The sequence below is a fragment of the Nostoc sp. PCC 7524 genome (assembly GCF_000316645.1).
In the GTDB taxonomy this organism is placed as follows: domain Bacteria; phylum Cyanobacteriota; class Cyanobacteriia; order Cyanobacteriales; family Nostocaceae; genus Trichormus.
Map to the genome: position 1 here is coordinate 5,508,293 of NC_019684.1, position 14,384 is coordinate 5,522,676.

The 14,384-nt window shown below is 41.4% G+C and carries 11 protein-coding genes; 7 read left to right on the forward strand and 4 right to left on the reverse strand.

Annotation, left to right across the window (positions count from 1 at the left end; all coding sequences use genetic code 11):
• Nucleotides 1-14 precede the first annotated feature (14 nt).
• Entirely contained in the window at nt 15-413 is a 399-nt protein-coding gene (locus tag NOS7524_RS22435; RefSeq protein WP_015140766.1) for a RidA family protein, read from the forward strand.
• A gap of 77 nt (nt 414-490) precedes the next feature.
• Here the strand turns inward: NOS7524_RS22435 and NOS7524_RS22440 are convergent, their stop codons facing one another.
• Entirely contained in the window at nt 491-1,273 is a 783-nt protein-coding gene (locus tag NOS7524_RS22440) for a pantothenate kinase (protein ID WP_015140767.1), read from the reverse strand.
• Nucleotides 1,274-1,382: 109 nt separating this feature from the next.
• Between NOS7524_RS22440 and NOS7524_RS22445 the strand changes: the two genes are divergently transcribed.
• The 4 genes from NOS7524_RS22445 to NOS7524_RS22460 all read left to right on the forward strand — a co-directional run bounded on the left by NOS7524_RS22445 (nt 1,383) and on the right by NOS7524_RS22460 (nt 8,064).
• Nucleotides 1,383-3,107 (forward strand): diflavin flavoprotein, encoded by a 1,725-nt coding sequence (locus NOS7524_RS22445; RefSeq protein WP_015140768.1) that lies wholly within the window; start codon nt 1,383-1,385, stop codon nt 3,105-3,107.
• 160 nt (nt 3,108-3,267) lie between these two features.
• Entirely contained in the window at nt 3,268-4,041 is a 774-nt protein-coding gene (locus tag NOS7524_RS22450) for an Rpn family recombination-promoting nuclease/putative transposase (protein ID WP_015140769.1), read from the forward strand.
• Between the two features lie 189 nt (nt 4,042-4,230).
• Nucleotides 4,231-4,665 (forward strand): hypothetical protein, encoded by a 435-nt coding sequence (locus NOS7524_RS22455; protein ID WP_015140770.1) that lies wholly within the window; start codon nt 4,231-4,233, stop codon nt 4,663-4,665.
• A gap of 105 nt (nt 4,666-4,770) precedes the next feature.
• Nucleotides 4,771-8,064: a HEAT repeat domain-containing protein gene (locus NOS7524_RS22460; RefSeq protein WP_015140771.1), complete on the forward strand. Its 3,294-nt coding sequence runs from the start codon at nt 4,771-4,773 to the stop codon at nt 8,062-8,064.
• Between the two features lie 364 nt (nt 8,065-8,428).
• On the opposite strand, the gene NOS7524_RS22465 is transcribed toward NOS7524_RS22460, so the two are convergent.
• From NOS7524_RS22465 to NOS7524_RS22475, 3 genes are all read right to left on the reverse strand, one after another.
• A complete protein-coding gene (locus NOS7524_RS22465) occupies nt 8,429-8,875 on the reverse strand; it encodes a PIN domain-containing protein (protein WP_015140772.1) in 447 nt (148 codons plus the stop codon).
• Complete coding sequence (locus tag NOS7524_RS22470) at nt 8,862-9,095, reverse strand: hypothetical protein (RefSeq protein WP_015140773.1); 234 nt, start codon at nt 9,093-9,095, stop codon at nt 8,862-8,864. The genes NOS7524_RS22465 and NOS7524_RS22470 overlap by 14 nt, the downstream gene beginning before the upstream one ends.
• A gap of 233 nt (nt 9,096-9,328) precedes the next feature.
• A complete protein-coding gene (locus NOS7524_RS22475) occupies nt 9,329-9,997 on the reverse strand; it encodes a Uma2 family endonuclease (protein WP_015140774.1) in 669 nt (222 codons plus the stop codon).
• 304 nt (nt 9,998-10,301) lie between these two features.
• Between NOS7524_RS22475 and NOS7524_RS22480 the strand changes: the two genes are divergently transcribed.
• Complete coding sequence (locus tag NOS7524_RS22480) at nt 10,302-12,014, forward strand: diflavin flavoprotein (RefSeq protein ID WP_085999928.1); 1,713 nt, start codon at nt 10,302-10,304, stop codon at nt 12,012-12,014.
• Nucleotides 12,015-12,057: 43 nt separating this feature from the next.
• Nucleotides 12,058-14,328 carry a caspase, EACC1-associated type gene (locus NOS7524_RS28900; protein WP_015140776.1) on the forward strand — a complete coding sequence of 757 codons (2,271 nt, stop codon included), beginning with the start codon at nt 12,058-12,060 and terminating at the stop codon, nt 14,326-14,328.
• Nucleotides 14,329-14,384 lie beyond the last annotated feature (56 nt).

The window sequence follows — 14,384 nt, forward strand, 5'->3', positions numbered from 1 at the left end:
ACCCCAGAGGAAATATGAGTAAACAAATTATTCGTACTGATCAAGCACCTGCACCCGTTGGTCCTTATAATCAAGCGATCGCAGTTTCAGGACAAATGCTCTTTGTGGCTGGACAAATTGCCCTCAATCCTCAAACTGGGGAAATTGTGGGTGCAGAAGATGTTAAACAACAAACACAACAAGTGATGGCAAATCTGCAAGCCATCTTAGCAGCTGCTGGAGCCACCTTTGCTGATGTTGTAAAGACATCTGTATTCTTAGCTGATATGAATGATTTTGCGGCGGTAAATACAGTTTACGCTAAATATTTTGACGAAGCCACAGCCCCAGCCCGTGCTTGTGTGGAAGTATCGCGGTTGCCGAAAGATGTGTTAGTAGAAATTGAGTGTATTGCTGTGATACCGCAAAAATAATCAATGTTTGTAGTCAGGACTTTAGTCCTTTTTTGTTTGGCTCAATTCTCCAGCAAAAGATAGGGCTGAAGCCCTCACTACGAACTAATCACGACTATTTTTTGCATTCCCCAAAAGATTAAATTTGGCTCTACTATTAAATGTGCTGCTATCTCAGGATATAAAACTTGCAGATAGTTAAATAGTAGGACGCGATCGCCTCCTTTAAGTGCTACTTTCCCATGAGGAAACAACCGCCACCAATCTTGAATAAAATCTTTAATTCCCGACAATAACGTATAAAGCACACCGCTTTGAATTGCCTCTGGTGTATTGAGTGCAAACCGTGGAGGCAAAGATTGGATGACATCTATATTTAATTGGGGTAATTGTCCAGTCTTTTGACCTAAACTCGCCAATTGTAAACCCATCCCTGGCAAAATTGCGCCACCGACTAAACACCGATTAGCATCTGCACCAGTAAAAGTCAGTGCTGTCCCCGCATCAATTACCAACACCGGGAAACCCCAAGCCATCCCCGCCCCCCACAAAGCCAAAGCGCGATCAATTCCCAGTGTGGGATATGTATTATTGAGTGGTATTTGGTCTAAAGTAATGACACGAACATTAGGGTATTTTTCCCATAATGCTGTTTGCTGCGGTACTACGGAAGCGATTACTAGAGGTAGGGAGTAGGGAGTGAATTGATGAAGGAGTGACATAATTTCTTTGTCCCAGTCCCCAATCTCAGGTAAATACTCCGTATCCCAACTATAGATAAGGGTTTCACCTGTGAATAAACCCCAATGCAGTCGGGAATTGCCGATTTCCAAGGCTAACCATAGATTCTCTGTCTGTCTTGGGTGTTGGTACTGTTTCACACTTTTGATTTTTTAAACTTATCTATAGATTTTTTAATAAAAGTTAACAAACTTCCCGTGTCAAAATAAGACTAGAGGAATAAATACTCATTGTGTTAAGGAGATAGTTATGGTAGCAGTCACCGATAAAACTGAAAAACGGCTCACCATACAAACTGGAGAAATTGCTGAAGATACTACAGTAATACGTTCTCTAGATTGGGATCGCGATCGCTTTGATATTGAGTTTGGTTTACAAAACGGTACTACTTATAACTCATTTCTCATACGCGGTGAGCAAATAGCCTTAGTTGATACCTCTCACGAAAAGTTTCGTAAACTCTATTTTGATACTCTCACAGGCTTAATTAATCCCCAAGACATTAATTATTTGATTATTAGCCACACCGAGCCAGACCACAGTGGCTTAGTCAAAGACTTGTTACAAATGGCTCCAGAAATTACGGTTGTGGCTTCTAAGGTGGCAATCCAATTTCTGGAAGATTTGGTACATCAGCCATTTAAACGTAAGATTGTGAAAAATGGCGATCGCCTAGATTTAGGCAACGGTCACGAAATAGAATTTGTCATTGCCCCCAATTTACACTGGCCTGACACCATATTTAGCTTCGACCACAAAACCCAAATTCTTTACACCTGTGATGCTTTCGGAATGCACTACTGTTCTGATAGCACCTTTGACGAAGACTTAAAAACCATTGAAGCTGATTTTCACTACTATTATGAATGCTTGATGGGGCCGAATGCGCGGTCAGTCTTATCTGCCTTGAAGCGCATGGGAGAGTTACCATCTGTAAAAATGGTTGCGACTGGTCACGGGCCATTACTGTTCCATAATGTAGAAGAACTCATTGGACGTTACCGTCAATGGAGTCAAACCCAAACCAAAGCCGAAACCACCGTTGGGGTATTTTACGTTTCCGAATACGGCTATAGCGATCGCCTCGCCCAAAGTATTGTGAATGGTATCAGCAAAACAGGCGTAGCTGTAGAAATAGTAGATTTGGGTGCAGCCGCAGATTTACAAGAATTGCGCGAACTTGTGGGACGCTGCACTGGCTTAGTAATTGGGATGCCTCCGGCTAATGGTGCAGCGAACATCCAAGCTGCACTCAGTACCGTTTTAGGTTCTGCCAACGAAAAACAAACCATAGGCATATTTGAGACAGGCGGCGGTGATGACGAACCAACTTACCCCTTACTTAACAAATTCCGGGCATTGGGGTTACACATAGGCTTTCCTGTAATTGAAGTCAGAGATACACCTAGTGAAACCACTTACAAACTATGTGAAGAAGCCGGCACAGACTTAGGACAATGGTTAACACGCGATCGCAGCATTAAAGCCATGAAATCCCTAGGTGCTGATTTAGACAAAGCCTTGGGGAGAATTAGCGGCGGACTGTATATCATCACAGCCAAAAAAGGTGAAGTTGCCAGCGCCATGCTAGCCTCCTGGGTGAGCCAAGCCAGCTTCAAACCGTTAGGATTATCCATTGCAGTAGCTAAGGATAGAGCAATTGAATCACTAATGCAAGTAGGCGATCGCTTCGTCCTCAACGTCTTAGAAGAAGGCAACTATCAAATCCTTATGCGCCACTTCTTAAAACGATTCGCCCCTGGTGCAGACAGATTTGAAGGAGTCAGAACCCAACCAGCTGAAAACGGTACACCCATCCTCGCCGATGCCTTAGCCTACATGGAATGTGAAGTCCAAAGCCGGATGGACTGCGGCGACCATTGGGTAGTATACAGCAACGTCTACACCGGACGCGTATCCAAACCCGAATCCCTAACAGCAGTTCACCACCGCAAAGTCGGAAACCATTACTAAAAAACAAGTTTGTAGTAAGGACTTTAGTCCTTAGAAAAATTAGGACTGTACCGCAAGCAGAACCCGTTCGCGATAGCGTTGCGGAGCAAAGGGTAGTCCTTACTACGAACCTTCAATGAATCAATTCAAAAATAAATAATCAACATCTTTTTATATTTTTGTGAAACGTGACTCTATTTATTACCAAATTTTCAAACGATTTCCAGCGTTAATATTTGAAATCATTGATAACCGCCCTGCACAGGCGCAAAACTATCGATTTGAATCAGTGGAAGTAAAAGAAACCGCCTTTCGCATTGATGGTGTTTTTTTACCACCAGAAGACGCAACATCTAGAGTTATCTTTTTTGCCGAAGTGCAATTTCAGAAAGATGAAAGTCTTTATCATCGCTTTTTTACCGAGTCGCTGACCTATTTGTACCGCAATCAATCTCAATACGATGATTGGTACTGTGTAGTAATATTTCCATCACGGAGTTTAGAGCCAAGTGATACAAGAACTCATCGCATATTTTTAAACAGCGACCAAGTGCAACGCATTTATTTAGATGAGTTAGGTAATTCTGATACTCTGCCAATCAGCATCAACTTAATGCAGTTAACAATTGCATCCTCTGAAACAATGGCAGAGCAAGCCAAGCAACTAATTCAACGGGTAAAATTAGAAGAAACAGGCACACTGCCGAAAACCGAAATCATCGAAATCATTACGACAATTGCTGTGTACAAGTTTTCGTCTTTGAGTCGAGAGGAAGTAGAAGCTATGCTAGGACTAAATATAGAGCAGACAAGAGTATATCAAGAAGCCAAAGCTGAAGGTCGAGAAGAAATGTTGAAAATTGCTGTCCCACTGTTACTAAAAACTGGGATGAGTGTAGAACAGATTGCTCAACAATTTAATATTGCTGTGGAATCTGTGGAGAAATACAGATAACATACACCTTTGATGAGTTATGGCGATCGCATTTCATCTTACCTAAATTTAGGGGTGAAGATTCGTTCTCTACAATTGACTAGACAGCAGTTAGGAGCGATCGCCATCACATTTGGCGTATAAGTAATTTCACCACTAGAATATATACAGACAAATTTTGACGCTATTTGGCTTATTTATAGTGGATATATGACACATGAGAGCTTATTGATTGCTGTAGCTACCGTATTTTGGACGCAAGCACAGGAGAAAATCGGCGAAAACATTGGTGATGCTTTATGGAATGCTCCTGGTAAGTTGATAGAATTGCTACGCCGAAAGAATCAAGCACCATCTCTTACCAGTGATGAACCGCAGAGATTAGATTACGGTCAAGCAGTGTTAGAACTAACACAAGCAGCACAAGATCCTGAAATTGCTCAAGCTGTTGTGGATGTAGAAGCAGCAGTTAATAATGATCAGTCTGAGGCTGCTAAGGAGATTAAACAGTTAGCGGATGAAATCAAGTCTCATCCATCAGTTGTAAATAACTTTGCGAAGTTAGCAGAAGAAATTAAAGCAGAAAAAGGTGCAATGGTTGCTCAACAAATCAACATTAAGGAACAGAATAATACTTACAACTGACCACAGTCGTCTCCAGGGGAGGAGGGGACAAAGTTAACTCCCGATGACTGGCGTGAAATCTGTCGTGAAATAATTGCAGAACGGCGCAAGCTGACGACAAATCCTTTGACATCAACTGAAGGTGTTGCACTGCAAGTTGATGATGTTTACGTACCACTGGGATTAGTTGAGCGTAAAAAACAGCCAAAGCCTCAAGGTGATAATATCTCTCCAGAAAAGGGTTCAGAACAGTACAAGGAGACAGAAATCACCAAAACCTTTGAGCATAATGCTTTTCTGGAAGAAGTTCTCAAACAGCAGAACACGCCGAAAAGTAAGGGTAGGCGAATTGCAATTATTGGTGAACCAGGTGCAGGAAAGACAACACTATTACAGAAAATTGCTGATTGGGTATTTTGTGAGATTCCCCAGTCAATTGTGATTTGGGTATCTTTAGCAGATTTACAAGGACAAAAATTAGAGGAATATCTGTTAGGGACTTGGCTAACTGCTGCTGTGAGGAAAAAAGGGAAATCTGAACCTACTCAGCGACAGGAAGATGATTTTGTTGCTTTATTTAATCAAAGAAATGTCTGGCTGCTGCTAGATGGATTAGATGAAATGTCCGCAGCTTCAGGTAATCCGCTAACAGAAATTTCACGCCAATTTCGGGAATCAGGGTTTATTTCTCAAGCGCGAATTGTCTTAACTTGTCGGGTTAATTTGTGGGATGGTGGCATTAACGCACTTGATGATTTTAATATTTATCGCACTTTAGATTTTTCTTATCCACAACAAGTAGAGAAATTTATTCACAAATGGTTTGCGGCTATTCCCGAAACTGGAAAACAGTTATGCACTGTTTTGAAAGAACCAGGTAAAGAACGGATTCAGGATTTAGTAAAAAATCCTCTACGATTGACACTGTTGTGTTTGACTTGGCAATCAGGAGATGGCAAATTACCCGACACGCAAGCGGGACTGTATCAGCGATTTGTTGATGATTTTTACAAATGGAAACAAGACGAATTTCCTACAACATCTCACCAAAAGCTGCAACTCAATGGCAAGCTTGGGGAATTAGCTAAAACAGCAATAGATAAAGAAACAATACGTTTTAGCTTGCCGCAAGATTTTGTTAATGCCGTCTTTAATCAAGAAGAAGATCAAGTGCTGCTGACATTGGCACTAAATCGCGGATGGCTAAACTGTATAAAAGTGGACAAGCAAAAATTTTACGCTTTCTTTCATGCTTCATTTCAAGAGTATTTTGCTGCCATAGTAATTGATAATTGGTATTTCTTTCTTCACCACGTTCCTAAAAATCCCAGCCGGGGAAATTATCGCATCTTTGAACCACTGTGGAAGCAAACAATATTACTATGGTTGGGGAGAGAAGAAAAATATCTCCAGCAGCAAAAGCAACAGTTTATCGATGCTTTAGTCAACTTTAAAGATGGATATGGAAAGTGGAATAGGAAAGATGTAGATAAAGGTTTTTATGAGTATCAAGCTTACTTTTTAGCGGCAGTAGGAATTGTTGAGTTTAAAGATTGTTCTCAAGCAGATGAAATAGTAAACCAAATCGTTAAGTGGGGCTTTGGTTATTCACCTATTTCAGAGACAGCTAAATTAGCACTACAACAGACAGACAGAATAAAAGCGATCACCACCTTGGTGCAACTGCTGCTATCAAAAGATGTGGATGACTCCACCCGTAGGCTGGCAGCATCAAGCTTAGAGAAAATCGGCACAGGAAATCAACAAGCGATCACCGCCTTGGTGCAACTGCTGCTATCAAAAGATGTGGATGACTCCACCCGTAGGCTGGCAGCATCAAGCTTAGAGAAAATCGGCACAGGAAATCAACAAGCGATCACCGCCTTGGTGCAACTGCTGCTATCAAAAGATGTGGATGACTCCACCCGTAGGCTGGCAGCATCAAGCTTAGAGAAAATCGACCCAGGCAATCAACAAGCGATCACCGCCTTGGTGCAACTGCTGCTATCAAAAGATGTGGATGACTCCACCCGTAGGCTGGCAGCATCAAGCTTAGGGAAAATCGACCCAGGCAATCAACAAGCGATCACCGCATTGGTGCAACTGCTGCTATCAAAAGATGTGGATGATAAAATTTGTTGGCAGGCAGCATCAAGCTTAGAGAAAATCGGCACAGGAAATCAACAAGCGATCGCCGCCTTGGTGCAACTGCTGCTATCAAAAGATTTGGATAAGGACACCCGTTGGCAGGCAGCATCAAGCTTAGGGAAAATCGGCACAGGAAATCAACAAGCGATCACCGCCTTGGTGCAACTGCTGCATTCAAAAGATTTGGATGACTTCACCCGTTGGCAGGCAGCATCAAGCTTAGAGAAAATCGACCCAGGCAATCAACAAGCGATCGCCACCTTGGTGCAACTGCTGCTATCAAAAGATGTGGATGACAAAATTTGTTGGCAGGCAGCAGAATGCTTAGAGAAAATCGACCTAGGCAATCAACATGCGATCGCCGCTTTGGTGCAACTGCTGCTATCAAAAGATTTGGATAAGGACACCCGTTGGCGGGCAGCCGATAGCTTAGGAAAAATCGACCCAGGCAATCAACAAGCGATCGCCGCCTTGGTGCAACTGCTGCTATCAAAGGATATGGATAAGGACACCCGTTGGCGGGCAGCCGATAGCTTAGGGGAAATCGGCATAGGAAATCAACAAGCGATCACCGCCTTGGTGCAACTGCTGCTATCAAAAGATGTGGATGACTTCACCCGTAGGGAAGCAGCTTCAAGCTTAGGAAAAATCGACCCAGGCAATCAACAAGCGATCGCCGCTTTGGTGCAACTGCTGCTATCAAAAGATGTGGATAAATACACCCGTGCGTGGGCAGCCGATAGCTTAGGGGAAATCGGCATAGGAAATCAAGATGCGATCGCCGCCTTGGTGCAACTGCTGCTATCAAAAGATGTGGATGACGGCATTTGTTGGCAGGCAGCCGATAGCTTAGGGGAAATCGGCATAGGAAATCAAGATGCGATCGCCGCCTTAGTGCAACTGCTGCTATCAAAAGATGTGGATGACGGCATTTTTTGGCAGGCAGCAGAATGCTTAGAGAAAATCGACCCAGGCAATCAATATGCGATCGCCGCTTTGGTGCAACTGCTGCTATCAAAAGATGTGGATGACGGCATTTGTTGGCAGGCAGCAGAATGCTTAGGGAAAATTATACAGAATAATCAGCATCGCTTTGCGGTAGTCAAAACTTTAAGTGGTTATTGGCGATTAAATGATAAACAATACGATTTAGCTTGGAAATGCGCCCAGAATATGCCTTACCCCGATTTCTATCAAGCTTGGCATCAGCATAATTTTGCCACTCGCACAATGCGAAGCTTAAAGCAAATCCTCTTCACCAGAATTATTTAAGCACTTTTACAGCCGCGACATTACAAATAGCTATTTAACGCGATGTGCGACTTATTCTTGAAACCCATCTCCATAGCTTGCTTCTCGTAGAGTATCTCTCCTCTGCAAAGCTACTCAAGTCTTTTAGAGTTAGTCGATACATTCACAACGTCAAGCGATACATTCACAATGTCAAGCGATACATTCACAATGTTAGGCGATACATTCACAATGTCAGGCGATACATTCACAATGTCAAGCGATACATTCACAATGTCAGGCGATACATTCACAATGTCAGGCGATACATTCACAATGTCGATGCAGCAGCAAGGAGAGAGGCTTTGATTCTTGTTGATTTCTAGTTGTGCGTGAACTTCGAGAGTTATGTCTTTTCGTGCAGAAATGGATTGACAATCTGTAAGAAATTTTCAATAATTAAGCCATCTTGCATATCTTCTGAGTACAAAACACTTGCTTGCCCTAAAACTGCACTAGCAACAATGAGACTATCCCAAAACGATAGCAAATAGTGGGAGCGTAATTTGACTGCATACTGAAGCGTTTCTAGTGAGACAGGCAAGATTTCACAGCCTTCGGAAAAATCTTCAATTAAGTTTTGAATCTGAGAATTATCAAAACCTGCTTTACGGATTAAATTTGCACAAACTTCATTGATAACTTGTGTACTAACAAGTAGGTTTTCTTCACTTGTAACGTTTGTAGCTATTTGTTGCTTTTGTACTGCACTTGGCTCGCTAGAGTTCAAGATAAAACGATAAAGCCAAATATTGGAATCAACAAAACACCGTGTCAGCTCACCAGCGTTCATTCGCTTCTTCTCTGGTGAGTGGTTTGAAATCCTCAATTTGGATAGGATTTGCAGTTAGCTGGGCTATGATACCCGTTTGTGGAAAACGTTTCTTTTTTGACAAGGGTTTCAGTATCACAATTTGAACTATTTCGGCGTTGTGTATCTCGTCTTGATACTCAACAGGAATTTCGATTTTGCCGTCCTTGACTTTAGCATTAAATTGTGTATTTGTAGTCATAGGTGACAAAAATTCTAAAAATCGGTCTAAATCTCTCTGAGCTTATTTTAAACTTCAACTCGCCACGCAGCATAGGCAAAGTCCTATACTATTAATTTTTCGACTGTATAGAATAACTAAATTCAGAGCAAAAACTGAATAAACACTCTGCGTAACTTTGCGTTTACCTCAGCGAGCCTCTGCGTTCAAAAGTCAAGCTCCAAACCATTTTTATTATAGCTTGCATCAAATACTCAAATTGTATTTGGATCAATATTTAACTCCCGCAGTTTAGCTGCAAGACGTTCTGCCTGTTGCGCCATTTCTTCCAGCGTGGGTACGAGTTGATGTTCTGGTGTAAAATAACGCAATAATCCCTCATGCACACCCAGATACAACCCTAATTGTTGACTCCATAAATGCCCATGTTCATTTGATTGCAGAGGTTGATATTCGCCATCTACTAAATGAAACCCCGCAAATTCTAAGGTGTTAGGATCAAACCAAAAATAATCCAGTGTGCGGAAGGTGTCTTGATAAATTGTTTTCTTTAAATTTTTGTCTGTATCAGCTGTGGAGTCAGATAAAATTTCAACGATGACATTGGGATATTTGCCGTGTTCTTCCCAAACTACCCAACTTTTTCTGGTTTTACGATCGCATCCTAGCACTACAAAAAAGTCTGGCCCTCGGAAAAATTCTGATTTACGTTGATATGGACTGTAGTAAATCGTCAAATTTCCCGCCGCGTAGAAATCATTTCTATCTCGCCACAGCCATTCTAGGCAAGTTAACAGTAGGATGATTTGTCTAAGGTGTAAATCGCTTTCCAAGGGTGGTTCATCACTGTATATATCACCAGGAGGAAATATAACATCCTGGCAGATGCCTGTTTGCGGATTTTTTTCTGGCGCAATAGTCATAGGATGGATACGGCATCGAGGATGGCTTTATTGTAACAGCGTTGTTTGAGGCGTAGACGCGTTGGCGAAGCCTCTCGTAGAGAAGCGGCTTGTCGCTAGACATCGCTCTCTCAAATCCAAATGCAGATATTTATAATCACTAAACCGTTATCTTATTCATAACGCTGAAAATCTCATCAAACAAACTAAGCTTTAATAATAAATAGCTACTCATTTACTAAAGTTGCGGACTCTGCCTACACTATGGCAATGGTTTAAATCCAGTGATGAATTTATCAAAAAATACTAAAACAAGCGAATTATGATACCACAGAATAAACCCCGTGACGTTCAAATCCTCCCTATTGGTACAGATACCACAGTAGTGCGATCGCGCAGTTGGACAAGATTAAGATTTGAAATAGAATATGCCCTAGCCAAAGGTACAACAGCTAACTCTTATTTAATTCAAGCCGATAAAATCGCTCTAATCGACCCACCAGGGGAAACCTTTACCCAAATTTACCTAGACGCACTCAAGCAACGCCTAGATTTAACCACAATTGATTATGTCATTCTCGGTCACGTTAACCCCAACCGAGCCGCCACATTAAAAGCATTGCTAGAACTCGCACCCCAAATTACCTTCGTCTGTTCCAATCCAGGGGCGATTAATTTGCGGGGGGCGTTAGAAAATCAGGAATTACCAATACTCGTCATGCGGGGAGATGAAACCCTCGACTTAGGCAAAGGTCATAACTTACAATTCATCCCTACCCCTAACCCCCGCTATGCAGATGAACTGTGTACTTATGATCCCCAAACTGAAATTCTCTACACAGATAAATTATTTGGGGCGCATATTTGCGGTGATCAAGTATTTGATGAAGGTTGGGAGACAATCAACGAAGACCGCCGCTATTATTTTGATTGTCTCATGGCTCCCCACGCTAAACAAGTAGAAACCGCACTTGATAAACTCGCGGATTTACCCGTGCGGATGTATGCCACCGGACACGGGCCGATAGTTCGTTACGGCTTAATTGAACTCACCCACGCCTATCGGGAATGGATTCAACAGCAAGCCTCGGCTGACTTGACAGTAGCGTTAATTTATGCTTCTGCCTATGGGAATACAGCTACCTTAGCTCAGGCGATCGCACGGGGGATTACTAAAGCTGGTGTGGCGGTAGAATCAATTAACTGCGAATTTACCGAACCAGAAGAAATTCGGGCGGCTGTAGAAAAGTCGGCAGGCTTTGTCATGGGTTCACCTACCCTGGGAGGCCATGCACCTACACCCGTACAAACTGCTTTAGGAATTGTGTTATCTACCGCGACTAATAATAAACTGGCTGGGGTGTTTGGTTCCTTTGGTTGGAGTGGGGAAGCCGTCGATTTAATTGAAAGCAAACTCAAAGACGCTGGTTTTCGGTTTGGTTTTGATACCATCCGCGTCAAATTCAAGCCCAACGATGTCACTTTACAACTGTGCGAAGAAGCCGGAACCGACTTTGCTCAAGCCTTGAAAAAAGCCAAAAAAGTCCGTGCTACTAGCCAACCCGCCACCAACGTAGAACAAGCGGTAGGACGCATCGTTGGTTCACTGTGCGTTGTCACCGCCAAGCAAGGCGATATATCCAGCGCCATGTTAGCCTCTTGGGTGGCGCAAGCTAGCTTTAATCCTCCTGGGTTAACTATCGCTGTGGCTAAAGATAGGGCAGTAGAAACCCTGACGCATATAGGTAATAAATTTGTCCTCAATGTTCTTAAAGAAGGCAATCATTTGGGATTGATGAAGCACTTCCTCAAACCCTTTGGCCCCGCACAAGACCGATTTGCTGATATCGCCACTGAAGAAGCAGTAAACGGTAGTCCCATACTAAAGGATGCGCTGGCATATTTGGAGTGTTCAGTCCAAAACCGCATGGAATCAGGCGATCATTGGTTGGTTTATGCGACTGTTGAGAATGGCAAAGTGTTAAATCAAGATGGCGTGACAGCCGTGCATCACCGTAAATCAGGTAATCATTATTAATGAATTATATTCCTGTCCACTCTACCCATATTTGGATACAACAATGGCCAAGGTAGCATTATTGATAGGGGTTAGTGAGTATCTTTCAGGCTTGAGTTCACTACCTTGTGCTGTAAGAGATATTGATGCTTTACAACGTGTTCTACAAGATCCTGATTTAGGAGGATTTTCTACACTAAAGAGTTTAAAAAATCCTGTACGACAGGATATGGAATTTGAAATTGAAGCCTTTTTTGCAGAACGCACTAAAGATGACTTACTGCTTTTCTATTTTTCAGGACATGGAATTAAGGATGATAGCGGTAATTTATTCTTTGCAACTTCCACAACCCAGAAAACATCCAAAGGAGAACTCATTCGAGCAACTGCTGTTTCAGCTAGTTTTATTCATGATGTAATGAGGCGAAGCCGTGCCAAACGGCAGATAATAATACTAGACTGTTGTTTTAGCGGAGCCTTCGATCCCTCACTATCTCCGAAAGATGATCGTTTAATTGATTTTAAGGAACAACTAGGAGCAGAAGGACGGGTAGTTCTTGCATCCTCTAGTTCTACTGAATATTCTTTTGAACAGCAAGAATCTGAGTTATCTATCTACACTCGATATTTGGTGGAAGGGGTTGAGACAGGAGCAGCTGACCTTGATGGAGATGGGCTTCTATCAATAGAAGATATACACGGTTATGTCAATAATAGAATTCATGAGGAATTCCCTCACGTAACACCCAAAATTATTGTTTTAAAAAATGAGGGGTATAAAATTATATTATCAAATACAAAGGCAAAATTGAAGCAAAAATCGAATATAAGTAAAAACAAAATTCAACTAGGAGAAATCAAATTAGAATCATCTCAAGATTTGTATAGTAGTAAGTTCTATAATCCTGTTCCAAGTTTAATACAGCCTCTTGAGTCATTTATTAGTAGACTTTCAGAAAGATTAAAAGATGAACAAGTTATTAGACATTACTCTAATCAATTTGACAGGGAAGAAGTAACAGTTCAAAATTTTATTCTTGAAGTAATTCGACAGACTTCAGATGCAGATTTTGTATTTGTAATGCATCGTCCTGATGACCAAGGCGGTTGGATTCTAAAATCACAAAGTAACTTAAGTGAAGATGTTGATGACGTTATTTATACTGATGTTTTAAAGAATAAAATTCTCTCTAATATCTTACTAAGAGCGATTTTTACTCCAAATCATCACGGTATCTATAGAATTCACTATGATGAAAAAGCAGCAGCCTCTAAGGCTTTTCTTTTAATACCCTTAGAGTCACAAAATAGTGAATTTATAGTGATTTGCGGTCTATCAACTGATTCTTACTTACTAAACGATGCCTACGGAAGAATTATATCCAGTTTCTACAAAGCCAGTCAGGAATTATCGCTGCAATCTGTAAGAGTTGAGGCAGCGATTATTGATGATTTGAAGATAACCTATGGATATCTTCCTTTTTCCCTATACCAAAAAAGATTTACCCTTTTCTGTGAACGCCTCGCGAGAATACTTATTTACTTTGAACCTATTTTGGATCTAGATGATATCTCGATTAGCGGATGGGAGGCACTTGCACGCGATCCTGATAGTTTAACTGCTCCTGTTGATTTATTTGCTGCCGCAGAGATATGGGGACGTAAATTTACTATTGAGTTAGATCAGCACCTTTTGAAAACAGCAGTTAATAGTTATCAAGAAGCTTTAGTTAGAACCAAACAAAATAGATATCATGAAATACTTCCCTTGTCTGTTAATGTCTATCCTGAATCGCTAATGCGAACAGCCTATTTTGAAACAGTCCGTGAAATTGTTAAAGGAAGGAAGGAAAAGCAATTTTCAGCAAAAAAGCTAATTCTTGAAATCTCTGAAAAAGCTGATTTGCCAATGTATGAGGATGGAATTCGTCTCCAATCTCCCTTAGATAGTTTCAAGATGAGATTGGCTAAATATACTCAAGAATTAAAAATTAGATTCGGAATTGATGACTTTGGAGTAGGTTATGCTTCAGTGTCCCGATTATCAGGTCTTCAGCCACCATATGTAAAAATTGATCGTGAAATTCTTTATCATCAGCCTGTTGATATTATTATTAATTTTGTTCAAGAAGTAGTCTCAAGAGCTAATCCCCTTGATCCGGCAAAAGTAATTGTTGAAGGTTTAGACGAAAACTCACCAGTTACACTAGGTCGTTTGAAGAATTTAGGTGTCAGTTACGTACAGGGACATATAATTGGAAAAGCGGAGCAAGATGTAAATCGTTTAAGTCAGGAAAAAAGTGAATTTCTAAGAAAATCTATATTAGGAGAGTGAAGCAGATGTAGTGTTGTTATCTCTATACTTTAAGTTTCATCAAGCATCACTGAATA